The organism is Micromonospora sp. WMMD1155 (assembly GCF_029581275.1).
GTDB lineage: Bacteria > Actinomycetota > Actinomycetes > Mycobacteriales > Micromonosporaceae > Micromonospora.
The window spans coordinates 4254856-4277553 of the sequence record NZ_CP120742.1 but is presented as its reverse complement, the minus strand read 5'-3'; the positions used below and the strand labels follow the sequence as shown (position 1 = coordinate 4277553).

Genomic DNA, 22698 nt, shown 5'->3' with positions numbered 1-22698 from the left:
GGAGCCGCCGGGACCGGTCAGACGTACGGTCGCTTGGCGTACGCCTCGCGCAGCGCGGCCAACCCGGTCGCCTTCGGGGTCAGCGTGCCCCACCCCGAGTTGAAGTAGTTGGTGCGCACGATCCGTGGCCCCCGCTCGGCGTTGAGCTGGGCGATCGCCGCCGGCACGGTGGCGATCCAGGCGGCCTGGTCGGGGATCTCGGCCACCCGCACCCCCCACTCCGCGATGATCACGGGCCGGGACAGCGCCACCGGGCCGAGATCGGCCACCGCCCAGTCCTTGGTACGGCGGAACCGGGCCAGCGCGGTGTGGCTGGCGTCGGTGCCGTACGCGTTCCACTGCAGGAAGTCGAGGCGGGCCATCAGCGACTCGGGGTGGGTGCGCTGGAAGCAGGCCCGGTCGAAGCCGCCCAGCCCGACCGAGAACGTGGTGTTGGCGGGCAGGGACCGTGCCTTGAACCAGGTGATGATGTAGTTGACCGCCTGCACCGCCCGGGCGTCCGACTCGGCCCAGGTGTACGCCTTGCCGTCCTCGGTGGTGCCGAACTCGTGGTCGGTGTCCAACTCCGAGGCGAGCTGGATGTTCACCCCGAAGCCGAGCGTCCGGTACTGCGACAGGGCACGGGCGAACAACCCGTCGCACTGGCCCTTGAGCACCTGTCCGTAGCCGTACGCTCTCGGGAAGGTCGTGCCGGGTCGCTGCTGGATGGTCATCGACGGCGCCGGAACGGTGTAGCTGACGCCGTCCACAGTGAAGCTCTGCGGCCCCTGGTTGGGCGCGCCGTAGTGCTTCAACTCCAGGACCATGTTCATCTGCACACCGGCCTTGCCCAGGTTGACCAGCCAGGGCCGGTTGTAGCCGGGGAAGGTGAAGCCGTCGGCGAAGCTGCGGTACTGGGTGAGCGACCGGAAGTTGCCGCCGGTCATGTCAGCGGTGGGGTCCGCGCCCCCGGACAGGTAGTAGCCCCCGAGTACGGGTTGTTGTGGGACCAGGCTGTAGTCGACGCCGGCCGTCGCGGTGTTCCCGCCGGCGTCGCGGACCTGGACGGTGACCCGGGGCATCACGCCACCGCCCGGTAGACGGCCACCGAGCCGTTGTCGGACACTCGGGTCCAGGTACGCCCCGAGTTGTCGGTCACGGTCACGGTGAGCGGGTCGATGACGGCGGTGACCTTGACCGGCGCGCTGCTGTTGCCCTGCGCGTCGGTGACCACGATGGTGACGGTCAGTGGCTTGGTGTCGGCGTCCGAGTAGGTGACGGTCAGCAGCATCTGGTCGCCCGGCGCGAAGACGGTGGCGTTCAGGGCTGCGGTAACGGTGGGAGCGGCCATGTCGGGCCCTTTCTGGCTCGGTCGTCCGGGCCGGCGCGCGGTCGAGCGACACCGGACCGGCGAGGGTCCACAGTGCGAAAGGCCGGCGGGGCACGGGGACGGCAGGCACGACCGGTGGGAGGCGTCGCCTGACTACCGGCGGGTGCTGACGTCCTTGTCCCGGTGGGCGGAGGCACCGCTGCGGGCGCCCGCAGGGGTGTCAGTGGCAGCCACGGCCTGTCGTACGCGCGAACGGCACGGCAACTGTGCCGTGACCGCCGCGGCGTCGCGGCCGGGCTGGGTGAGGGCGGCACCGGTGCGGACGATGCTGTCCCCAACGGGCCGGAGGATCGGGATGTGGCCCGCCACCCGTCCACCTCCACCTACCCCAAGGGTGCTCCACCAGGGGCTTTACCGTCTTGTCCGGTTTGTGACAAGGCCACTGACGGGACTATTCGGCACCCGGTGACGGTCTGCGCGCTGTCCCGATCGACGACCCGGTACTGCGGGATCCCCGCCGACGCGTACTCGCGGACCTTGGTCACCGAGTCCATCGCCTCGGAGCCGGGCGAGACGATCTCCACGACGAGCGCGACGTCGGCGACCGCCGCCCAGACACTGCGGACCGGCGGCTTACGCCACACGCTGAGGTCGGAAATGCGGCCGCCGTCACCGTCCGGGCCGGAGATGCGGACGCCGGCGGCCTGGAGCACCTGCTCGGCGGGCCATCCGGCCATGATCACCAGGCGAAGAGGCGACTGGCGATCATGGCGTGTTCCGAATCGGGCGGAGGCATGACCGACAGAACCCCCTCGGGGCTGCTCTCGTAGCGGTGACCATTCGAATCGGCAGCGTTCATCGCCGCCACGTCGTCGAGCGTCACGACAGCGGGCATGTGCATGCCGACAGCCTCCGCGCCCATAGACCTCATCCTAGGCGACCTCCGGCCCTGATCAGCGCACCCGATGGGCGCGGGGCGGGTGTCGGCCGACGCAACACCCGGTGCATCAGCGACGTCGGAGTGCCGCGTCGAGCAGGGCCGGCGGAGCGTCGAACTTCTCGTGTGCGGCGAGGTCGACGCCGGGCGCCACGATCGCGTCGATCGCGTCGAGCACGTCGGCGGAGAGCACGGTGTCGGCGGCGGCGAGCTGGGAGCGCAGGTGCTCGATGGTGCGCGGGCCGATGATCGCGCTGGTCACGGCGGGGTGCGCGGTGACGAATCCGAGGGCGAGCTGGATCATGGTGAGCCCGGCCTCGTCGGCGACCGTGGCCAACCGCTCGACGGCGTCGAGCCGGGCCTGGTTCGCGGGGATGGTCAGGTCGAAGCGCTGGGGCAGGATCGCCGAGCGACTGGTGGTGATCTCCCGGCCGGCGCGGATCGCGCCCGAGAGCCAGCCCGAGGCGAGAGGGCTCCAGGCGAGCACGCCGAGCCCGTACTGCTCGGTCACGGGCAGGACGTGGGCCTCGATGCCGCGTTGCAGGATCGAGTAGCTGGGCTGCTCCGTGACGTACCGGCTCAGGTGGTGCTCCCGCGCGGCCCACTCGGCCTGCACGAGCCGATACGCGGGGAAGGTCGACGCCCCGAAGTAGCGGATCTTCCCGGCCCGTTGCAGATCGGTCAGCGCCGACAGGGTCTCCTCGTCGCTGGTGGTCGGGTCCCACCGGTGGACCTGGTAGAGATCGACGTGGTCGACCCCGAGGCGGCGCAGGCTGTCGTCCAGCTCGGTGATCAGCCAGCGGCGCGAGCCGCCGCGGTGGTTGCGCTCGTCGCCCATCGGCATACCGGCCTTCGTGGCCAGCACGATGTCGTCGCGACGACCGGCGATGGCCCTGCCCACCATCTCCTCCGACTCGCCCTGGCTGTACATGTCGGCGGTGTCGATCAGGTTGATTCCGGCATCGAGGGCGGCGTCGACGATCGCCGTCGCGTCCTCCTGGGTGGTACGTCCCAGCTTGCCGAAGTTCATCGCGCCCAGCGAAAGGGTGCTGACCTGGACGCCGGTGCGACCCAAGGTGCGGTACTGCATGTCTTTCCTCCATCGGGTGAGCGATCAAGTGGAACGATGTTCCGCTAACCACCATACGGAACGCTGTTCCGGTTGCCAACCGGTGTGACGGAGGTAGCAGCACGGCGGCGGAGACCTCGGCGCACGCCCGCCACAGGACCCACCGTGTCAATGTAACGTTGACGCGTGTCATCGGAGCTGGCCCGCCTGGCGGACGTCCGGATCACCCGTGCGCGGCTGGACGAGGAGGAGTTGGACCTCATCGACCGGGCGCGCCACGGGGGCGCGACGTGGGCGCAGATCGCCACCGCCCTGGGCCTCGGCAGTCGGCAGGCCGCCGAGCAGCGTCGCCAGCGCCTGGTGACCGCGCGGCGGTCCCGACGGCAGCGGCACGACCTCGACGTCTCGCCGCAGATCGTGGCGCTGCGTGACGCCGTGGCCGACCTCGGGCGGTGGATCGCCGCAGACCGACGCTGGGACACCCGGTTCTGTCGAGCGGCGCTCGTCCGGCGCACCGCGGAGGTCGCCCTGGACGCCACTCCCGGCTCGCTGTACGCGTTGGCTGTACACCTCACCACGGATCTCGCCGAGGCGGGCGCCTCGCTGCCACCACCCGTTCGCACCGCCGCAACGAAGATCGACACAGCCCTGTCAACAGAAGCTTGACGTCGCCAAATGGCATTGCCCCTGCCCGGCTCAAGAATCAGGATGTGAGTCGTCTCGACTCAATCCTGGAGGCCCGATGCGGCGCAACGCCGGACTGTTCGTGGGGATCTCGCTGCTGTCCGGCTTCGGCAGCAGCGCCATGTCCCTGGTGGCCGGCGTCTGGATCCTCGACCTGACCGGCTCGACGAGCCTCGCGGCCCTCGCCGGGCTCTGCGTGTACGCCCCGGTGCTGGCCGGCCCGTGGCTGGGCGGCCTGCTCGACCGGGTGCCCCGGCGGCCCCTGGTCATCGCCGTCAACCTGCTGCTGGCGGCCGCGCTGCTGGCGCTCCTCACCGTACGGGGGCCGGACCAGACCTGGCTGATCTTCGCCGTCTCGTGCGCGTACGGCATCAGCTACGTGCTGATCGACGCGGGTGAGACGGCGCTGCTGCCGTCCGCGCTGTCGCCGACGGAACTCGGCGGCGTCAACGGGTGGCGGTCCAGCGCGCAGGAGGGCATGAAGCTCGTCGCTCCCCTGGTCGGCGCCGGCCTCTACGCCTGGCGCGGCGGTCACGCCGTCGTCGTCCTCAGCGCGGTCATGCCCGTCCTGGTCGCCCTCCTGTACGCGGTGCTCCGCCTGCGCCGGACACCTCCCGACCGGCCCGCGCGCCACGGTGGCGGTCCGCGTACCGGACTGGTGGCCCTGTTCGGAGAGCGCGCGACGCGTCTGCCGGTCGTGCTCGCGGCCGTGTCGATCGCCATGTCCGGCTTCACGACCGCGGCGGTCTACGCGATGGTCGTCACGGAACTGCGCCTTCCATCGACGTTCCTGGGAGTGCTGGCCAGCGCGCAGGGAGCCGGTTCCATCGTCGGTGGGCTGTTCGTCGGCCGGATCATCAGCCGGCTCGGTCCCGTCGCCGTCGGCGTCGCCGGGACGGCGCTGTTCGCCGTCGGTTGTCTGGCCCGCTGCCTGCCGTGGTGGCCGGCCACCCTCGCGGGTGCGGCGGTCGCCGGAGTGGGCCTGCCGTGGACGCTGGTCGCGGCGGTGACCGCCGTGCAGACGCACACGCCACCGGCTCTGCTGGGCCGGGTCTCCGCGACGGCGAACACCGCGATGTTCGGGCCCCTCGTCGCCGCGATCCCCCTCGGCTCGGCGGCCGTGCACCTCGGTGCCCGCCCGCCGCTGGTCGCCGCAACGGTGATCTGTCTGACGGCGGCAACCGCGACGAAGCCGGCGTCGGTGCTGAGGGACCGGCGCTCGGCGTCGCTGGATACTGTCTAGCCATGCCGCTGAGTCCGGACCAGGTCGAGCTGTTCGAGCGCTCCCGGGCTCGCCTGGAGGCGATCGCCTATCGACTGCTGGGCTCGGCGAGCGACGCCGAGGACGCCGTGCAGGACACGTTCCTGCGCTGGCAGGCCGCCGACCGGGGGCACGTCGAGACGCCCGAGGCGTGGCTGACGAAGGTGCTCACCAACGTGTGCCTCAACCAGCTCACCTCGGCGCGGGCCAGGCGGGAGACGTACGTGGGCAGCTGGCTGCCCGAACCGGTCCTCGCCGGCGACCGGATGCTCGGCCCGCTCGACACCGCCGAGCAGCGCGAGTCGGTCTCGATGGCGGTGCTCACCCTGCTGGAGCGGCTCTCCCCCAACGAGCGCGCGGTGTACGTGCTGCGCGAGGCCTTCGGCTACGCGCACGCCGAGATCGCCGAGATCCTCGGCCGCACCGAGTCGAACTGCCAGCAGACCTACCGACGGGCCAAACAGCACGTCGCCGCGGAGCGGGCCCGCGCGGAGGTCGACCGCGCCACCGCCCAGAAGATCATCGCGGAGTTCCTCACGGCGGCCAACAACGGCGAGATCCACCGGCTGGTCGAGCTGCTGACCGACGACGTGCGGAGCACCGCCGACGGCGGCGGCAAGATCCCGGCCCGCGCCTCGATCACCGGCGCGATGGCGGTGGCGAAGTTCCTGCGCGGCCTGTTCAAACCCGCAGACGTGAAGCGGGACCTGGTCGGAGGCAGCCCCGCCGTGCACGTCGCCGCCGCGAACGGCGCTCCGGCCGTGGTGGTGGTGATCGACGACCGGGTGATCGGCGTGATGTCCCTGGACGTGACGCCCGACGGCGTCGCGGCCATCCACAACCAGGTCAACCCCGACAAGCTGGCCCGCGCGAGTCGTCAGTGGTCCGCGACCGCACACGGGGAGGCCCTCTTCCGCGTCTGGTGACCCAGCTCATAGCCGACTCCTGTCAGGAAACGCGTCGCTGCCCGGTTCAGGAAGCGACCATCGCCGAGACAGGAGCGCCACCATGAGACACCGCATCGTCGTCCTCGGAGCCGGCTACACCGGAGCCATCGCCGCGGGACGCCTCGCCAGGCGACTGCACCCCGACGACACCGAGATCACGGTCGTCAACGCCGACGCCGACTTCGTCGAGCGGGTACGCATGCACCAGCTCGCCACCGGACAGGACCTCGACCACCGCCCGCTCCGCGACGTGTACGCCGGCACCGGCGTCACGCTCCGACAGGCGCGGGTCACCGCCGTCGACGTCGACAGCCGGACCGTCGCGCTGGCCGACGAGCACGGCACCGGCGAGATCGCGTACGACACGCTCGTCTACGCACTGGGCAGCACCGCCGCCGACCACGGCGTCCCCGGCGTCGCGGAGCACGCGTACGACATCGCGGGCAGGCCTGCGGCGTTGCGGTTGCGTGACCGCCTCGCCCACCTCGCGGCCGGCGGGACCGTGCTCGTCGTCGGCGGAGGCCTCACCGGCCTCGAAGCGGTCACCGAGATCGCCGAGGCCCGGCCGGACCTCGACGTCGCGCTCGCGACCCGGGGCGGTCTCGGCGACTGGCTCAACGACAGGGCCCGGCGGCACCTGCGCGGCGTCTGCGACCGGCTCGGCATCACCGTGCACGAGCACGCCGACATCGCCCGGGTCGACGCGACCGGCGTGGTCACCGGCGACGGCCGGGTGATCCCGGCCGAGGTGACGGTGTGGACGACCGGCTTCGCCGTCCACCCGATCGCCGCCGCCACGACCCTGACGGTCGCGGCGACCGGGCAGATCGTCGTCGACGACACGATGCGGTCGGTCTCGCACCCCGACGTGTACGCGGTCGGCGACGCCGGTCTCGCCGCCGGACCGGGCGGCAAGCCGCTGCGGATGGCCTGCGCCTCGGGAATCCCGATGGCGTGGCAGGCCGCCGACGCCATCGCCGCCCGGCTGACCGGCCGGTCGACGTTCCCGAAGGCACCGCTGCGGTACTTCAACCAGTGCATCAGCCTCGGCCGCCGCGACGGCATCATCCAGTACGTGACCGCCGACGACCGGGCCAAGCCGTCCCTCCTCACGGGGAAGCTGGCGGCCCGCTACAAGGAGCTCGCCTGCAAGGGCGGGGCCTGGAGCATCTCCCACCCGATGCCGTACCCGGTGCGCCGCCACCGCATCACCGCGAACCGGTCGGAGAGCGTCACCGCCAGGTCGTGACCCGCCGTCCGGTCGGGTGGGGCGGGCCGGGGTCCCCCCGAGACACCGGCCCGCCCGGACGGTGCCGGTGCCGTCAGCCCCGGCCGGCCGCCTCGCTGAGCATCACGTCGAGCTCGGGGTCCGCCATGATCTCGCGGACCTCCTGTGGGCACCGGCACGCGGCTGCCATCTTGGCAGCCCACTCCAGGGCCTCCTCACGGGTGGCCACGTCGACGACGGTCAGACCGCCGATGACCTCCTTGGTCTCCGGGAAGAGGCCGTCGGTGACCGTCCCGTCGGTGGCCACGATGCTCGCCTGCTGCCGTTCGAGGCCACCGCCGTACACCCACACGCCGGCGTTCATGGCCTCCTGGGTCACCGAGTGCGCCGCCTTGCCCACGTCGGGGAAGTCCTCGGCGGGGATGTGGTCCATCGCGCCGTCGTTGAACGAGATCAGATACCGCGCCATCGCATGACTCCCTTGTCCCGGCGACCACCCTCCGGCCGCCTTCCGTCTGAGCTACGAACGGCTCGTCGCGGATTCGACGGTGTGCGGGAAGAATTCTTACCCGGATCTGCCTTTCCCGGGTGGCGCCGACCCGACACCGTCCGGACCCGGCACGGCGGGGCCCGGACGGTTCAGCGGGGCTGATGCTAGAACCCGCCCCACTGGCGGGCGGAGCACTTCCAGGTCTTCCCGTCGTCCTGCGAGATGCAGACCGCGAGGAACTTCCCGAGGAAGGGAAGGGTGAAGGTGAAGATGTGGGCCTTCGTCTTCGCGTACGGCACGCCGGACTTATCGGCGATGTCGGCCAACGCCCACCCCGGGTCCGGCGCGTCCAGCGTCGCCACCCGGCGCAGCGACGGGATGTCCCCGCCGTCGAGGAGGGTCTGGATCTCGTCCGCCGAGGGCTCACCGTCACCGGTCAGGGTCTCCACGGTGGACGGGCCGTCGACCGGCACGCCGTTGATCTTCTCGAAGGCCGCCTTCGTGCCACCCACTGTGGTCTCGCCGAGCAGGTCGAGGGTGAAGGTCCGTTCGCCTCCTCGGCTCGCCAGGAGACATTCCCAGACGGACTTGCCGCTGGCGACGCACATGGTCAGGCACCAGTCCCGACCGCCGGGCACCGACGAGGCGAAGATCAGCGACGTCGCCGTCCCGCTGCCGCCGGTGCCGTCGAACGTGCCGTCGGCGAGGTCGGCCATCGTCGTGCCGAGGACGTCCCGGCCGCCCGGCATCGTGCCGACGACCTTGACGCCGTCGACCTCCCCACCGGCGACGAGCGCTTCGAGTTGATCGCCGGTGAGGGTCCGGCCGCCGGTGTCGACGGCCAGCACCCTGTCCAGGTCGCCGACGGGTCGGCCGGTCAGGTCCTCGATCTGCCGAAGCATCGTCGCCGGAGCACCGGGGTGGTCGGTGACAGTCGTCCGGGCCTCGTCCTCGGCCGCGTGCGACGGTGCGTACGAAGCGGTCAGTCCGACGATCAGGACGGTCGCGACGATGGTGGTACGCCTGGTGATGGTCCGCAGAGTCGTCATCGGTCCTCATTCCACTGTCTCGGTGGTCGCTGTCGGCCGGGCTACCAGCGACACGTGACCAGGTCGCCGAAGGTGTTCGGGGAGCCCCACTCGCAGTGGTCGTCGATCCACTCGCCGATGTCACTGATCGTGTCGACGATCCAGGCGAACACCGACTTGATGGCGCCCCAGAGGCTGAAGTAGACGACCGTCGTCTCCGGTGTGCCGCCGACCTCGTCGACCACGTCCTTCGTCGACATGGCGGGATCCGGCTTGTCGAGGGTGCCCAGCACCCGTACACCGGTGTCGTCCTTGCCGGCCAACAACGCCGCGACCTGCTCCGGGGTCCGTTCCTTGCCGTCGTCGACGGCCACGACCGCGCGGTCGATCAGCGCCTCCCGGCTGCCGCTGACGGCTCGGACGATGCCGGCGATCTCGCCCAGCGTGAGGTCGTTGCCGAGTGCGGGACCGGTGATCCGTCGGACCGACACGGCACCGGACGGGTCGATCTGGATCTCGGCGGCCGTGATCATGTCGTCCGGCCCGAACGGGTCCCAGGCGAACGTCCACCGCCCGCCCAGGCAGCGGAACGCGCCGTGCGCCCGGCCTTCGGGTTCGGTCTCGGTGCGGTCGACCCCACCGCGTTCGTCGACGTACTGGACCACACAGTCGGTGCCCTTGTGCGGCGGCCTTCCGGTCTGGGCCACGGCAGCGGAGGACATGGCCAGCACCGTCCCGCTGACCACCCCGATCACCGCGAGGCGGTGTGCCAAGCGACTCATCGAACACTCCATTCCTGAGGAGGAAACTGGTGTCCGAAGAGTGCCGGGCCGCGCTGAAACGGCCCGGAAAGCCCGCTGAAAGCGGGAGCGTCAGTGGAGTCGGGCGGCGTCGAGCTGGTCGAGTTCGACGCGGATCGCCTCGGCGTCGGCGTCGCCGAGGTCGTCGAGGATGGTCAGGGCCCGAAGCCACGCCGCGCGGGCGGCGTCGACGTCGGAGAGCGCCCGGTGGCTGCGGCCGAGATTGGCGTACGTGCCGGCCTCGGCGTACCGGTCCCGGACCTGCGCGAAGAGGTCGAGGGCCTGCTCGTAGCAGGCGATCGCCCGCCGGTCGTCCCCGAGCTGGTGATGGGCGTGGCCGAGGCTGTCCCAGGTGTCGGCCTGCCCCTGGACGTCGTCCACCTCCCGCAACATCCCCAGCGCCGCGCCGCACGACTCCAGGGCACGCTGGTAGTTGCCGAGCAGCGCCTCCTGCCAACCGACCGCGTTGAGGGTGTACCCCTGCCCGGCCCGGTTCTCGATGCCCCGGAACAGGGCCAGCGCCCGCCGGGAGTGGCTGAGCGCCTGCTGGTACCGCCCCTGGCGCTCGGCCAGCTGACCGAGATTCAGGCAGGTGTGTGCCCGCCCGGCGTCGTCGCCGATGGCGGTGAACAGGTCGAACGCGCGCCGCAGGTGGTCGTCGGCCTCGTCGTGGCGGCGGAGCCGGGAGCAGGCGAGACCGAGGCTGCGGTGCGCGTGGCCCTGCCCGGCCTGGTCCCCGATGCGGGACGCGGCGGCGAGGGCGATCCGCTGGGTGCCGAGCCAGTCCTGCCAGTGCCCCTGCCGGTGCAGGAAGCCGGCCATGGCCCAGGCGAGCCGCCAGGCGTGCCCCTCGAACCCGGACCGCGCGGCGAGCGGAACGGCGGCGAGCAGGACCGGGAGTTCGGCGGTGAACCACGCCGTGGCAGCCGCCTTGCTCCGCGGACGTTCCGCCGTCACGCCCGCCCTCGACGGGGCGAGGCTGATCTCGCTGAAGTGGGGGTGCAGCACGAGGTCGGCGGCGTGAGCGGTGTGCAGGCAGTGGTCGAGCAGCCGGTGGACGGCGGCCTCCCGTTCGGCCGGTGGTTCGGCCTCGTCGGCGAGGCCGGCGGCGTACGCGCGCAGCAGGTCGTGGAACGCGTACCGCCCGTAGGTGTGCTCGGTGAAGAGATTCGCGCGGGTCAGCTCGGTGAGCACCGGACCACTCGCCTGCGGGGTGATGCCGGCCAGGCTGGCCACCGCCGGAGCGGAGACGTCCGGCCCTGGATGCAGGCTCAACAGCCGGAACAGCCGGGCCGCCGGTGGGCTGAGCGTCCGGCACGACCAGGAGAAGACGGCCCGGACATCGGTGGCCTCGTCTCCCCCGTGGAAGGCGTCCAGGTCGCTCAGCTCGCCGGCGACGGCGTCCAGGTCGCTCAGCTCGCCGGCGACGGCCGCCAACGAGAAGTGCCGGTTGGTGGCGGCCCTGGCCGCGACGACGGCCAGCGCGATGGGCAGCCCGGCGCACCGGTCGGCGATCTCGTCGGCCGCGCCGGGCTCGGCGGCGACCTGGCGCTTCCCGAGTCGACGGACCAGCAGGTCGCGGGCCTCACCGGGGCTCAGCAGGCCGAGGGGCACCGGTTGGGCGCTCTCGGTGACGACGAGCGGGACGAGTTGGTCGCGGCTGGTGACGATCGCGAGGCAGTCGGGTGAGCCGGGCAGCAGCGGCCGGACCTGTTCCGCGTCGCGGGCGTTGTCCAGCACGACCAGCAGACGCCGGCCCGCCACCATCGTGCGGTACAGGCTGACCATCGCGTCCGGGTCGCTCGGCATCCGGGCCGCCGGAACACCGAGCGCCTCCAGGAATCCGTGCAGGGCCCGCGCCGGTTCGGTCGGTGCGGCTCCCGGGTCGAAGCCGCGCAGGTTCACGTAGAGCTGCCCGTCCGGAAAACGCTCGGCGGCCCGGTGCGCCCAGTGCACGGCGAGCGCGGTCTTGCCCACGCCCGCCGTTCCGGAGATCACGACGGCGCCGCCCCGGTCGACGAGCGCGTCGAGGGCGGCCAGCTCTGCGTCGCGCCCGGTGAACGTCGGCACGGAAGGAGGCAGTTGGGCCGCCACCGGCTCCTGCGCCGCCACCGCCGGGGCGGGAGCGGCGATCGCGGCGTCCTGACGCAGGATGGCGCACTCCAGGTCCCGCAGCCGCAGGCTCGGGTCGATGCCGAGGTTCTCCCGCAGCGCGTCGCGCAGTCGCCGGTACGTGGCGACCGCCTCGCCCTGGCGGCCGTCGCGGTAGAGGGCGAGCATCAGCTGCGCGTGCAGGTGCTCGTCGAACGGGTGCTCCCGGACGAGCCGCTCCAACCCGGGGACGAGCCGGGCGTGCTCACCGACGGACAGCCGGGCCTCGGCGAGCGCTCGTTCGGCCTCCAACCGCAGGCGTACGAGGTGTTCGGCCTGCTCCTCGAGCCACGGTGACCCGGTTACGTCGGCCAGCGGCGGGCCGCGCCAGAGCGCCACCGCATCCGTCAGATGCCGCACCTGCTCGTTGCGGTCCGTCGTCCGGCGGGCCAGGTCGAGGAGACGCTCGGCGGCCTGGACGTCGGTGGACCCCGGCCCGGTGTCGAGAACGTAACCGGGCTGGCGTGCCACTATCGATCCAGGCTCGCCGAGCACCCCGCGCAGGTAGGAGACGTGGCGCTGCAACGTGTTCGCCGCGGTGGCCGGCAGGTCGTCACCCCAGACCACGTCGAGGAGGCGGTCGACGCTCACCACCCGGCCCGGCTGCAGCGCCAACGTGGCGAGCACCGCCCTGCGGCGTAGGCCGTTGACCGCCTGCGGACCGTCGGCGACGACCACCTCCACCGGCCCGAGCAGCCGGACCCGTACGCCCGTGCCAGCCATCGAGATCACCGGATCAGGCTAGTTCCGGAGCCCGGGCCGCTCGATCTGTTCGTCGCGCACTGGACACGATCGACGGCTGACCTGCTCCGTCAACCGGTGTACTTGCCGTTGCGGGTGTCCCCCCAGGTCCCGTCGTAGTGCACCTTGCGGTAACGGTGCACCGAACCCTTCTTGACCGCCTGCCAGTGGGCGTACGCCACCTCGTAGTCGTGGTGCTTGTAGTACTCACCGAACGACTTGTAGTAGATCCGGTGCCGGGCGTACCCGCCGCAGTTGGCGAGGTAGCTGTAGGAGTACATCTTCATCCCGCCGAAGTCGGACGCGTAGTACGTCCTGGCCGGGTGCCACACCGTCGACGGATTCGGGTATCCCGGCAGCTCGGCCCAGTTGTACGAGTTCCAGTACAGGTCCCAGCAGGTCATCGTCGCCGCTGTGGACATACCGCTCGACGTCGGCACGGCGAGGTCGTCGGCGACGACCGGGGACGCCACGATGCTCCGGTACGCCAGCTCCGGTGGGGTCGGCGCACCGGCCGGCGGCTCCGACAGCAGCACCCGCGGCACCGCCACGGACCGCGGCGTGAGGGTCAGGTACGTCTGCAACATGCTCTGCGTGTCGTCGTACGCCAGGGGCGCGTTGCGGCCCATCTCCCCGTCCTGCCGCAGGCCCCAGTCGCCGGACCCCTCGTCGCGGGAGAACACCAACCGCACACCGTTGCGGTAGCCCAGCCGCGCCACCTCGACCTCACGGTCCACCGGCTCGTCGTCGTACACCGCTGGGGTCGACGACCCACCGGCGGCGCCGGCCGGCGCGGCATCCCACGCGGCCAGCGTCGGCAGGACGACCAGCAGTGCGAGCAGCACCCGTCCCGACAGCTTCCGTGCCATGACCACTCCTCATCCGATCGATTGCGAGACGCCGACCCGGACGGTTCGCGCGTCTACGGTCCTTGCCGGGACATCCTTCGAGGCGAGGTTCAGAGCCTCGTCAAGGTGGCGTCAAAGACGCCGGGTTTCGGTGTCGTAACGGCGACGCTGGAGTACGCGTGGCCGCCCGGACGGCGCCCAATGAGACATGGACCAGCGTCGACTGGAAGGTCTCGGATGGACGCCACGACGGATCGCGAATGGAGCCGGCGGTACGCCGTCGTCGTCGCCGCAGCCGGGTACGGCGAGACCGTCGCCGTGCGGGGCCGGCTGGGCGGCCGTTCGGTGCGGTGGAGCGACGGCCCGGACGTGGCCGCTCTGACGACGGATCTCCGGCTCTCCCCCGACCAGGTGGCGTCCGTACTCGCCGCCGACCACGACCTGACCGACCCGACGCTCGCGGCCCGGATCCACACCGCGACCGGTGGCTGGCCGGCGCTGGTCACCCTCGCCGCCCGAACGGCTGCTGCCCTCGGCCGGAGCTGGAACGACCCGGCCGAGCCGGGAACCCCTCTGGAGTCCTATCTGATGCGAGAGGTGTTCGCGGAGCTGCCGCCCGAGGTCCACCCACTGCTGCGGGACGCGGCGCACCTCGACCTGGTCCACCCCGATCTGGCCGACGTCCTCGGGCACCGGCACGGGGTTCGTCGGCTCGACCAACTGGCTCGCGCCGGTATTCTCGTCCCGGCGACCGAGGTCGGGCACACGTACCGGATGGTGCCGGTCGTCGCCACCGTCGCCCGCCGCCATCTCCCGCTGGACCCGGCGGCGGCGGAGTGCCTGCACACGAGAGCCGCGACCTGGTACGCCGAGCACGGGTACCTCGTCCCGGCCCTTCGGTCGTACCGCACATCAGGTGCCGCCGAGGCGGCGGCGCCGATCCTCGCCGGCCACGGCGCGGAGCTGATCGCGTCGGGCGGCGCCGAGGCCGTTGTCGACGCCTACCAGGCCCTCCCCGAGCACGCCCGGTCCGACGGGCTGCGGCTGCTCTACGGCGAGGCGCTTCAGATGCGCGGCGACTTCGACGCCGCGATCGCCGTGTACGCCGCACTGGACGATCACCGGGAGGTCCTGCCGGCCGGGCTGGCCTGGCAGTACGGCCTCGTGCACTACCTGCGTGGCGAACCGCAGGCCGCGCTGGAGGTCTTCCAGCGCGGCGTGCTCGACCCGCACCCGTCCACCGACAACGCCCGACTGCTCGCCTGGACCGCCTCGGCGCAGTGGACGACCGGGGACGCCGAGGCGTGCCGGAACAACGCCGCACGCGCCCTCGCGGCGGCGACAGCCGTCGGCGGCGACGCCGCACTCGCCGCCGCGCACACCGCGCTCGCTCTCGACGCCAAGCTGCGCGGTGATCGATCGGCGGCCGACGAGCACCACGAGAAGGCGCTGCGAGCCGCCGAGGCGGCCGGCGACACCGTCCAGGTGACTCGCATCCGCGCCAACCGCGCGTCCGCGCTGGTCGGCGAGGGTCGGTACCTGGAAGCGCTGGCCGAGGTGCGACCGGCGGTGGAGTCGGCCCAGGCCAACGGGCACGCCGCGATGCTCGCGCTGGCGCTCTGCAACGAGGGCTCGGCCTACTTCCACCTGGGTCGACTCGCGGAGGCCGCCGCCTGCTACGAACGGGCCGTACCGCTCCTTCAGCGCATGGGTTCCCGGAAGGTCGCGTACCCCCTGGTGGGGATCGGTGACGTGCACGCGCTGCGGGGCCGGGCCAACCTGGCTCGCGCGGCGTACGAGGAGGCGCTGCGTGCGAGCGAACCCGTCAACGACCACCAGATCCAGGTGCCGGCCCTCGCCGGACTGGCCCGGGTGCTGGCCACCGAGGACGGCGTCACGGCGTACGCCCTGGCACGACGCGCCGTCGAACTGGAACGTGGCCCGGACTCGGCGACCGCCCGGCTCGCGCTCGGCTGGGTGGCGCTGGAGACCGGCGACCACGAACGGGCCGCCGAGGTGGCGCGGACGGCGTCCACCGCCGCCCGGCTGCATCGTGACCGGGCGGCGCTCGCCGAGGCGTTGGAGCTTCGCGGGGCTGCCGCCGTCGACCCCGACGACACCCGGCAGGCCTGGCGGGAAGCGGAGGCCACCCTGCACGACATCAGGTCCGCGGTGGCCGCGGACCGACTCGCGGTGCTGCTCAGCCGGCTGCCCGGCGCGGATCCCCAGGAACGCGTCAACGCGCGACTCGCCGCCGAACGGCTGACCGCCGCCGGCGTACCGCCACCGACGCTCAGCCGGCAGGGTCCGTGCGGCGTCGCACAGGTCACCGTCCGCACCCTCGGCCGTTTCGAGGTGTTCGTGGACGGCGCGCACGTGCCGGCCACCGCCTGGCAGTCCCGCAAGGCCCGGGACCTGCTCCGGATCCTCGCTGCCCGACGCGGTCGCGCGGTGCCCCGGGAACAGCTCGGCGAGATGCTCTGGCCCAACCAGGACCCGGACCGGGTCGGCCACCGACTGTCCGTGGCCCTGTCCACGCTCCGCGGTGTCCTCGACCCCCAGCGTCGTACGCCGACGGACCACTTCGTCATCGCCGCTCATCCCAGTCTGGCGCTCGACGTCGGGCACGTCGAGCTGGATGTCGAGGAGTTCCTCGCCGAAGCCGCACACGGCTTCCGGCTGGCGGAGCAGGGTGAGACCGATAGCGCCCGCGCCACGCTCCTCCTCGCCGAGCAGCGCTACCGGGGCGACTTCCTGGAGGACGAGCCGTACGACGACTGGTCCCGCGCGACCCGCGAGGAGGCACGGCGGGTCTACCTACGCGTCGTCCGCAAGCTGGCCTCGCTGGCATACGCCGTCGACGAGACCGTCCGCCACCTCGGCCGTGCTCTGGAGCTGGAGCCCTACGACGAGGGTGTGCACGGCGAGTTCGTCCGGACGTTGACGGCGGCGGGCCGGCACGGCGAGGCCGCCCAGGCGTATCGGCGCTACGTGGAGGCGATGTCGTCGATCGGCGTACCGGCGCGGACGCGGGGCGAGCTGTGCGGCACCGTCGACGCTACCAATACCCCCCAGGGGTAGCTTAGGCTGTACGGATGCGGGAACGGGTGTTCCTCGTCGTCGGCTACGACGGGGCAGAACTGCTCGACATCGCCTGCGTCACGTCCAGTCTCGACATCGCCAACCGGATCGGCGCCACGCCTCCCTACCGGGCCGTCCTGGCCACCCCCGGTCAGCGGGAAATCAGGTGCGACTCCGGCTTGCGACTGGCGGGTGAGGCGGCCCTGGAACGGTTCACCGGGCCGGTGCACACGCTGTTGGTCAGCGGTGGCCGCGGCCACGAATGCGCGGCGGCGAGCCCACACCTGGTCGGCCACGTTCGACGGCTGGCCGGGCTGGCGGAGCGGGTCGCGTCGGTCTGCACCGGGTCGACGGTGCTCGCCGAGGCCGGCCTGCTCAACGGCCGACGGGCCACCACCCACTGGATGTACGCCGACCAACTGGCGGCCCGGTTCCCCGAGGTGCGGGTCGACGCCGAGCCGATCTACATCAGGGACGGCAACATCGCGACCTCGGGTGGCGTGACGAGCGCACTGGACCTGACTCTCGCCTTCATCGAGGAGGACCATGGGCCGGCGTTGGCCCGGGGAGTGGCGATGGGCACGGTGGCGTACCTGCAACGGCCCGGCGGGCAGGCCCAGATGAGCATCTTCCTGGCTCGCCGGGTCAGCGACGACGACCTGGTCCGCCGAGTCAGCGACCACATCGTCAGCCACCTCGCCGACGACCTGGGCACGACGGCGCTGGCGCGACTGACCGGGGTCAGCGACCGTCACCTGTCGCGCCTGTTCGCCGAACACCTCGGGCAGACCCCCGGGCGCTACGTGCGTCGGGCACGCACCGAAGCGGCGGCACACCTGCTGACATCGACCGACCTGCCACTCGGTGCCGTGGCACGACGATGCGGATTCGGCTCGGCGGAGTCGCTGCGGCAGGCATTCGTCGATCGGTACGGCGTGCCGCCCTCCCGCTACCGGACGACCCGGACGGCAGCGCGCACGGCCTGATCCCAGGGCCTCGGCCAGGCGTCCCCACTATTCGGACACCGCTGCTCTCCGCACGCCGCCCCGCGCGGCCACCGACTCCAGGATCGGGGCATGACCCGGCAGACCTCGCGGTGCTGGCCGCTCCTTGTCGATCGATGGCCCGTCGCGGTGGCGCTTGCCGTCGTCGCCCGCGTGGTCGCCGTGATCACGCTGGTCGACGAGCACGCCGAGGCCCGACGGTGGCCACAATGGCGGGCATCTACCTCATGGCGTACGCGCTCCGCCGGCCGTGGACCGCGTGGCCGGCCTGCGCACGGCCTCTGGGAGGTGTACCACTATCGCGTGGACCTGGTGGTGAGTCGTTCGTGGGCGCAGTTCTGCGCGATCGTCGACCTCGGCGTCGGCATCGCGTTGGTCGTCGCCTCCGCAGGCTGAGTCGGTGAACTCCACATGACGCGGTTTTCGTCAATGCAGAAACGAGGGGGCGAGCAGTGACCAGACGGACCGGCAAGGTGATCGTCAACCAGACGATCTCGGTGGACGGGTACTCGGCCGGGCTCAACCAGAGCGAGGACCGTCCGTTCGGTGACGATGGCGGCGACGGCTGGGGTGGGCGGCTGCACGCCTGGATGTTCGACGCGGGCGAGGAGAACCGGGCCGAGGTCGACCAGATCGACGCCGTCGCGGCGGTCATCATGGGCCGCAACATGTTCGGCCCGGTGCGGGGCGAGTGGGACCGGCAGTGGAACGGCTGGTGGGGTGACAACCCCCCGTTCCACGTGCCGGTCTTCGTGCTCACCCACCACGCGCGGGAGCCGCAGCCGATGGAGGGCGGCACCACATTCCACTTCGTCACCGACGGGATCGAGGCGGCGCTCGCGCAGGCGCAGGCGGTGGCCGGCGACGGCGACATCTCGATTCACGGAGGTGCGACGACCATCAACCAGTACCTCGCCGCGGGGCTGGTCGACGAGCTGCGACTGCACATCGTGCCGTTCACCCTCGGTGGCGGCGTGCGGTTGTTCGACGGCGTCCCGCCGCTGGACCTCGAACAACTGACCTCACGGTCGGCGAGCACGGTCCAGCACGTGACCTACCGCGTGCTGCCCCCGACGGGGGCCTGACCGCGCACGGGACGGACCCGACTGCGTGATCCACTCGGCTGAATGACGTCACCCCGGACTTGTATCGTGCCGTCCGTGACACCCTCCGACTGGTCGGACGTCCGCAAACGGCTCGCACGAGTGGCCGCCGCTCCCAGTGCCGATGATGTCTTCGGCTCCTCCAGTCACGGTTGGCAGCTTGAGCCGCCACTGCTGGCCGAGGAACTGGCCGAGGCCGAGACGCAACTTCAGGTGGAGCTACCCGACGACTACCGGTCCTTCCTGTTGAAGGCGGGGAGGGGAGGCGCGGGGCCTGCCTACGGGCTCTTCCCGATGCGCCGCACGAACGGACGGTGGCAGTGGGAGGGCGACGGCGCCACCCTCACCGACCTGGACGCCCTCGGGCAGTCCTTCCTCCACGTCGAAGCGTTCAACCCGGCCGATGATCTGCCTGAGCCACCGGACGAGGCGAACTACGACTCGGTGGACGAGTTCAACGCGGCTGAGGACGAGTACTGGGAACAGCACGACGCCATCGTCTTCAAGCCCGAGCACTCGATCGGGTTGTTGTACCTGTGCCACCTCGGTTGCGCGCTGCGGGAGGCTCTCGTCGTCAGCGGCCCCGCACGGGGGCAGATGTGGGCCGACGACACCGCCGACGATGGCGGCTTCTCGCCGCTGCGCGATGACGACGGGACGCCGCTCGACTTCACCCGGTGGTATCGGCGCTGGCTGGACGAATCGGAAGCCAAGGTCCACCCTTGACGTACGCTCCGGCCATGGAACCGCCGCTGGTAGCTCTCAGTCGCGGACCCAGTCGGTTGGATCCATCCGCTACACGTGGTCGAATTTTCACCGAGAGTAGTCGGACGGGCGTGTCATGGACCTCGACGGCCGGAGCGCCCGCCCCTCGCTCGACGTGCCGGTAGCATGACTTTGGGGAGTGTTCCCAGGCAAAACGCTTGATCGCTGATCAAGACCTAATAATGTGAACGGTCAGATATCTACATTCGCCCCTCCCCACGGATAGTAATTAGCTAACCGGGGACGACGAGGGGAAACGATGAACGAAACGTTGGCGACGGCCATCTCCGATCACGGAGCGTTGGCCTTGGTGCTGGCCATCGCCGGGACGACGGCAGGGTTGGCACGCGCGTACGTCTCGCACCGAACACGCCTACACGAGGAACGTGAGGCGTCGGCACGAACCGCCGCCCGGGCCACCTGGCTGACCAGGCTGGCGGAGGCCGACCACGACGTGGTGCGGATCGTGGAGCGCGACCGGGACGGGCACCGCGAGGTGGAGCTGGGCAGCCTCGACTCGGCGCGACGCGACGCGACCAGGGAGGCCGCGTGACCGGGGTGGAGGGCACCGCCGCCCTGACCCCGGAGCCGGTCGACAGCGAAGTGGCGCGCAGAGCGGAGGCCGCGCGCCTCAAGGCCGAGCACGACAGGGAGTTCGCCACCTTCGCCGAGGGCAGCTACCACACCGTGGAGGGGATTCTCCGAGCGGCGTGCTGGAACCGCGAGGTGGTCCAGGACGCGCTCAACGAGGCATACCTGCACGGGCGCGTCCAGTGGCCCAAGATCCGCGCCTACGCCGAGCCGATCGGTTGGGTGATCATCACGGCCCGCAACAAGATCCGTAAAGAGCTGCAACGCCGCCAGCGTGAAGCCGCGTTCGCGCCGGAGGACCTGCCGCCGGCACCCCACACGGACATCGCCGACGCGTGGGAAGCCCAGGAGACGCTGCGCACCTGGTTGCACCGCCTTCCGTCGCGGCAGGCCGAGGTGTTCCAGATGTCTCGCGAGGGATTCTCCAACCAGGACATCGCACGCATCCTCGGACTGGCCGAGAACAGCGTCCGCTCCTACAAGCTCGCTGCTCGCAAACGCCTGCAAGAGCTGGCCGAGGAGGCCGGCTACACGAACTCGGAAGGCCGACGGCGCCAGGGAGGCAGCCGTGGACCTCGATGACATTCTGGCGTTGGCCGAGATCAGCCGACCCAGTCCGCTGGAACTCGCCCGTGCCCGCCGCGTGGCACGGGCCGCGCAGAGCGAGTACGACCTGGCCGTCGCCAACGGATACGAGATCATCGTCGATTCTGACCTCGTCGATCCGCTGACCTCGGTCGTCGACGAGGCGACCAGAGTCGCTCGGGCCGCGCAGCTCGCACAGCTCGGCACGATCACCTGGACGATCGACGATGCCGGGCGTCTCTCCTGGTCGGACGAGATGGCGATGATATTCGGGCACGCGCCCGGGACACTGCGCCTCACCCCCGGAACACTTGCCCACCTCGTCCACCACGCGGACGTGGACCACGTTCGTGAGGTCGTGCGAACGGCATGGCGACGCCGCCGCCCCGACGAGGTCACCTTCAGGGTGATCCAGCCGAGCGGTGCCGTGCGCCACGTGCACTGCCACATCGAAATCCTCACCACCGACGGCGCACCGTCGGGGGTCATCGCCACCGGCGCGGACGTCACCGCGCTCGAACTCGCCCGGCAGGAACGTCGCCGGCTCGCCACCCGTACCGACATGCTGTGTGCCGACCTGGGCGCGCTGGACATCGTCAGCGGGCTTCCGACCCGCAGCTACCTGACCGACAAGGTCGACCGCGCGCGCCGCACCACCGGTGGGGCACTCATCGTCGTGGCAACCGAACCCACCACCCGGCTACCCGACGCGCTCACCGACGAGAACCACGACCGACTGACGGCAGACGTCGCACGGCTCCTGCGAACGATCGTGGGCGATGAGGTGACCTGTGGCGTGGTCGGCTCCGGCCTCTGGGGCGTACTCCTCGCTCCGACCGCAGAGCACGCCGAGCCTCCCGAGACCCTGGCGGCCCGGATCGTCGACACCTTCCGACGCCACCTGTTCAGCGTTCAGCAGCGCACAGTGCGGCTCAACACGTGGGCGGGCCTCGTACTCTTCGGAAGCGACATCGCGGCGACCGGGTTCGACCTGCTCATCGACGGCGAACACGCGGCGCGCGACGCGCGCCGCAACGGTGTACAGACCCGCGTCCTGACCGAACCCGCGGCGACCGACGACCGGACAGACAGATGCCGTTCGCGGGTACGGCAGGCGGTGTCCACCAACAGGTTCGCCCTCTACGCCCAGCCCATCGTCGACCTGCGACTGAACGAGGTCACTCGCCACGAGATCCTGCTGCGAGTCCGCAGCGACACGGGCGAGTCCGCGGCACCGTGGGCCTTCCTCGACATGGCCGAGCGCGTCGGCGAGATCCTCACCGTGGACAAGTGGGTCATCGACCACGCCCTCGAACTGATCGGCCGAGGGGCGCAGACCTCCCACTACCAGGTCAACATCTCCGGCAAGTCGCTCGCCGACCCGGGCCTGCTCACCTACGTGACCGAGGCGATCCGCCGACACGGGGTGAAGCCGGAATGCCTGACCTTCGAGATCACCGAAACCGCCCTCATCGAGAACGGCAACGAAGCCCTCGCCTTCGCGACCGGAATCAGAGAGATCGGCTGCCACCTCGCCCTTGACGACTTCGGTACGGGCTACGGCGCGCTCGCTCACCTGAAGTACCTTCCGGTGGACCTGGTGAAGATCGACGGCGTGTTCATCGTCGATCTCTGCCGGTCGCCGGCCGACCAGGCCGTCGTCTCGATGCTGGTGAAACTCTGCCAGACGCTCGGCATCCGCGTTGCCGCCGAATACGTCCAGGACGAGGAGACGCTGGACTTTCTGAAGAACTGTGGAGTCGACTTCGCACAGGGCTACCAGACCGGACGACCCGAACCGCTCGACATCAGCCCCGAGAAGGCGGTGCGGACGATCGAACTCGAACTGCGGCTCCCCGCCATGGGCTGACGAGCGGACCGCCTATGCCCGTGGCGGACCGGCTGGTCAGCGGTTGGTGAAGCCGGGATGGGCATCCACCACCCCGCTGGCCCTCTGCACCAGAAGGTTGTCGCCCTCGACCCAGATGATCTCGCCAGGGTGCACGAGGACCGGTTGGTCCAGGACGAAGTGATGCCACCGATCGAGCAGTGTGAGGCGGTCAGCCTGTTCACGAC

23 protein-coding genes are annotated in these 22698 nt (G+C 71.1%); 12 read left to right on the top strand and 11 right to left on the bottom strand.

Going from position 1 to position 22698, the window contains the following annotated elements; translation table 11 throughout:
* Window positions 1-17: 17 nt before the first annotated feature.
* From O7617_RS19740 to O7617_RS19715, 6 genes are all read right to left on the bottom strand, one after another.
* Window positions 18-1061 carry a hypothetical protein gene (locus tag O7617_RS19740; protein ID WP_282257281.1) on the bottom strand — a complete coding sequence of 348 codons (1044 nt, stop codon included), beginning with the start codon at window positions 1059-1061 and terminating at the stop codon, window positions 18-20.
* Entirely contained in the window at window positions 1061-1330 is a 270-nt protein-coding gene (locus O7617_RS19735) for a hypothetical protein (RefSeq protein ID WP_282257280.1), read from the bottom strand. The genes O7617_RS19740 and O7617_RS19735 overlap by 1 nt, the downstream gene beginning before the upstream one ends.
* A 132-nt stretch (window positions 1331-1462) precedes the next feature.
* On the bottom strand, window positions 1463-1678 hold the full coding sequence (locus tag O7617_RS19730; RefSeq protein ID WP_282257278.1) for a hypothetical protein: 216 nt from the start codon (window positions 1676-1678) through the stop codon (window positions 1463-1465).
* A 14-nt stretch (window positions 1679-1692) separates the two neighbouring features.
* Complete coding sequence (locus O7617_RS19725) at window positions 1693-2046, bottom strand: Uma2 family endonuclease (RefSeq protein ID WP_282257276.1); 354 nt, start codon at window positions 2044-2046, stop codon at window positions 1693-1695.
* A gap of 2 nt (window positions 2047-2048) precedes the next feature.
* The gene (locus O7617_RS19720) at window positions 2049-2231 is read right to left on the bottom strand and encodes a hypothetical protein (protein WP_282257274.1); all 183 of its coding nucleotides are present in this window, start codon (window positions 2229-2231) and stop codon (window positions 2049-2051) included.
* 85 nt (window positions 2232-2316) lie between these two features.
* Window positions 2317-3336: an aldo/keto reductase gene (locus O7617_RS19715; RefSeq protein WP_282257272.1), complete on the bottom strand. Its 1020-nt coding sequence runs from the start codon at window positions 3334-3336 to the stop codon at window positions 2317-2319.
* A gap of 165 nt (window positions 3337-3501) precedes the next feature.
* Here O7617_RS19715 and O7617_RS19710 point away from each other — a divergent pair, with 165 nt between their 5' ends.
* From O7617_RS19710 to O7617_RS19695, 4 genes are all read left to right on the top strand, one after another.
* On the top strand, window positions 3502-3981 hold the full coding sequence (locus O7617_RS19710) for a hypothetical protein (RefSeq protein WP_282257270.1): 480 nt from the start codon (window positions 3502-3504) through the stop codon (window positions 3979-3981).
* A 76-nt stretch (window positions 3982-4057) separates the two neighbouring features.
* Window positions 4058-5242 carry an MFS transporter gene (locus O7617_RS19705; RefSeq protein ID WP_282257268.1) on the top strand — a complete coding sequence of 395 codons (1185 nt, stop codon included), beginning with the start codon at window positions 4058-4060 and terminating at the stop codon, window positions 5240-5242.
* 2 nt (window positions 5243-5244) lie between these two features.
* The gene (locus O7617_RS19700) at window positions 5245-6186 is read left to right on the top strand and encodes an RNA polymerase sigma-70 factor (RefSeq protein ID WP_282257266.1); all 942 of its coding nucleotides are present in this window, start codon (window positions 5245-5247) and stop codon (window positions 6184-6186) included.
* Between the two features lie 82 nt (window positions 6187-6268).
* On the top strand, window positions 6269-7456 hold the full coding sequence (locus O7617_RS19695; protein WP_282257263.1) for an FAD-dependent oxidoreductase: 1188 nt from the start codon (window positions 6269-6271) through the stop codon (window positions 7454-7456).
* A gap of 73 nt (window positions 7457-7529) precedes the next feature.
* Here the strand turns inward: O7617_RS19695 and O7617_RS19690 are convergent, their stop codons facing one another.
* From O7617_RS19690 to O7617_RS19670, 5 genes are all read right to left on the bottom strand, one after another.
* On the bottom strand, window positions 7530-7904 hold the full coding sequence (locus O7617_RS19690; protein WP_282257262.1) for a YciI family protein: 375 nt from the start codon (window positions 7902-7904) through the stop codon (window positions 7530-7532).
* A gap of 185 nt (window positions 7905-8089) precedes the next feature.
* Window positions 8090-8974, bottom strand: coding sequence for a hypothetical protein (locus tag O7617_RS19685; RefSeq protein WP_282257260.1), 885 nt, complete (start codon window positions 8972-8974; stop codon window positions 8090-8092).
* A gap of 41 nt (window positions 8975-9015) precedes the next feature.
* Window positions 9016-9735, bottom strand: coding sequence for a hypothetical protein (locus tag O7617_RS19680; protein WP_282257258.1), 720 nt, complete (start codon window positions 9733-9735; stop codon window positions 9016-9018).
* Window positions 9736-9825: 90 nt separating this feature from the next.
* A complete protein-coding gene (locus tag O7617_RS19675; RefSeq protein WP_282264799.1) occupies window positions 9826-12627 on the bottom strand; it encodes a BTAD domain-containing putative transcriptional regulator in 2802 nt (933 codons plus the stop codon).
* A gap of 89 nt (window positions 12628-12716) precedes the next feature.
* Window positions 12717-13514 carry a hypothetical protein gene (locus tag O7617_RS19670; protein ID WP_282257256.1) on the bottom strand — a complete coding sequence of 266 codons (798 nt, stop codon included), beginning with the start codon at window positions 13512-13514 and terminating at the stop codon, window positions 12717-12719.
* Between the two features lie 216 nt (window positions 13515-13730).
* On the opposite strand from O7617_RS19670, the gene O7617_RS19665 reads away from it, so the two are divergent.
* The 8 genes from O7617_RS19665 to O7617_RS19630 all read left to right on the top strand — a co-directional run bounded on the left by O7617_RS19665 (window position 13731) and on the right by O7617_RS19630 (window position 22492).
* A complete protein-coding gene (locus tag O7617_RS19665; RefSeq protein WP_282257254.1) occupies window positions 13731-16574 on the top strand; it encodes a BTAD domain-containing putative transcriptional regulator in 2844 nt (947 codons plus the stop codon).
* Between the two features lie 14 nt (window positions 16575-16588).
* Window positions 16589-17560 carry a helix-turn-helix domain-containing protein gene (locus O7617_RS19660; protein ID WP_282257252.1) on the top strand — a complete coding sequence of 324 codons (972 nt, stop codon included), beginning with the start codon at window positions 16589-16591 and terminating at the stop codon, window positions 17558-17560.
* 90 nt (window positions 17561-17650) lie between these two features.
* Window positions 17651-17974, top strand: a complete 324-nt coding sequence (locus O7617_RS19655) for a hypothetical protein (RefSeq protein ID WP_282257250.1) — start codon at window positions 17651-17653, stop codon at window positions 17972-17974.
* Window positions 17975-18030: 56 nt separating this feature from the next.
* On the top strand, window positions 18031-18663 hold the full coding sequence (locus O7617_RS19650; protein ID WP_282257248.1) for a dihydrofolate reductase family protein: 633 nt from the start codon (window positions 18031-18033) through the stop codon (window positions 18661-18663).
* Between the two features lie 75 nt (window positions 18664-18738).
* On the top strand, window positions 18739-19407 hold the full coding sequence (locus O7617_RS19645; protein WP_282257246.1) for an SMI1/KNR4 family protein: 669 nt from the start codon (window positions 18739-18741) through the stop codon (window positions 19405-19407).
* A gap of 298 nt (window positions 19408-19705) precedes the next feature.
* Complete coding sequence (locus tag O7617_RS19640) at window positions 19706-19999, top strand: hypothetical protein (protein ID WP_282257245.1); 294 nt, start codon at window positions 19706-19708, stop codon at window positions 19997-19999.
* Window positions 19996-20619, top strand: coding sequence for an RNA polymerase sigma factor (locus O7617_RS19635; protein ID WP_282257244.1), 624 nt, complete (start codon window positions 19996-19998; stop codon window positions 20617-20619). Before O7617_RS19640 ends, O7617_RS19635 begins: the two co-directional genes overlap by 4 nt.
* On the top strand, window positions 20606-22492 hold the full coding sequence (locus O7617_RS19630; RefSeq protein WP_282257243.1) for a GGDEF domain-containing phosphodiesterase: 1887 nt from the start codon (window positions 20606-20608) through the stop codon (window positions 22490-22492). The genes O7617_RS19635 and O7617_RS19630 overlap by 14 nt, the downstream gene beginning before the upstream one ends.
* The last annotated feature ends 206 nt before the right edge of the window (window positions 22493-22698 follow it).

Coding starts and splice junctions, on each gene's coding strand:
- O7617_RS19740 (WP_282257281.1), bottom strand. CDS start 1,061: ATGCCCCGGGTCACCGTCCAGGTCCGCGACGCCGGCGGGAACACCGCG.
- O7617_RS19735 (WP_282257280.1), bottom strand. CDS start 1,330: ATGGCCGCTCCCACCGTTACCGCAGCCCTGAACGCCACCGTCTTCGCG.
- O7617_RS19725 (WP_282257276.1), bottom strand. CDS start 2,046: ATGGCCGGATGGCCCGCCGAGCAGGTGCTCCAGGCCGCCGGCGTCCGC.
- O7617_RS19720 (WP_282257274.1), bottom strand. CDS start 2,231: ATGGGCGCGGAGGCTGTCGGCATGCACATGCCCGCTGTCGTGACGCTC.
- O7617_RS19715 (WP_282257272.1), bottom strand. CDS start 3,336: ATGCAGTACCGCACCTTGGGTCGCACCGGCGTCCAGGTCAGCACCCTT.
- O7617_RS19705 (WP_282257268.1), top strand. CDS start 4,058: ATGCGGCGCAACGCCGGACTGTTCGTGGGGATCTCGCTGCTGTCCGGC.
- O7617_RS19700 (WP_282257266.1), top strand. CDS start 5,245: ATGCCGCTGAGTCCGGACCAGGTCGAGCTGTTCGAGCGCTCCCGGGCT.
- O7617_RS19695 (WP_282257263.1), top strand. CDS start 6,269: ATGAGACACCGCATCGTCGTCCTCGGAGCCGGCTACACCGGAGCCATC.
- O7617_RS19690 (WP_282257262.1), bottom strand. CDS start 7,904: ATGGCGCGGTATCTGATCTCGTTCAACGACGGCGCGATGGACCACATC.
- O7617_RS19685 (WP_282257260.1), bottom strand. CDS start 8,974: ATGACGACTCTGCGGACCATCACCAGGCGTACCACCATCGTCGCGACC.
- O7617_RS19680 (WP_282257258.1), bottom strand. CDS start 9,735: ATGAGTCGCTTGGCACACCGCCTCGCGGTGATCGGGGTGGTCAGCGGG.
- O7617_RS19675 (WP_282264799.1), bottom strand. CDS start 12,627: ATGGCTGGCACGGGCGTACGGGTCCGGCTGCTCGGGCCGGTGGAGGTG.
- O7617_RS19670 (WP_282257256.1), bottom strand. CDS start 13,514: ATGGCACGGAAGCTGTCGGGACGGGTGCTGCTCGCACTGCTGGTCGTC.
- O7617_RS19665 (WP_282257254.1), top strand. CDS start 13,731: ATGGACGCCACGACGGATCGCGAATGGAGCCGGCGGTACGCCGTCGTC.
- O7617_RS19660 (WP_282257252.1), top strand. CDS start 16,589: ATGCGGGAACGGGTGTTCCTCGTCGTCGGCTACGACGGGGCAGAACTG.
- O7617_RS19655 (WP_282257250.1), top strand. CDS start 17,651: ATGACCCGGCAGACCTCGCGGTGCTGGCCGCTCCTTGTCGATCGATGG.
- O7617_RS19640 (WP_282257245.1), top strand. CDS start 19,706: ATGAACGAAACGTTGGCGACGGCCATCTCCGATCACGGAGCGTTGGCC.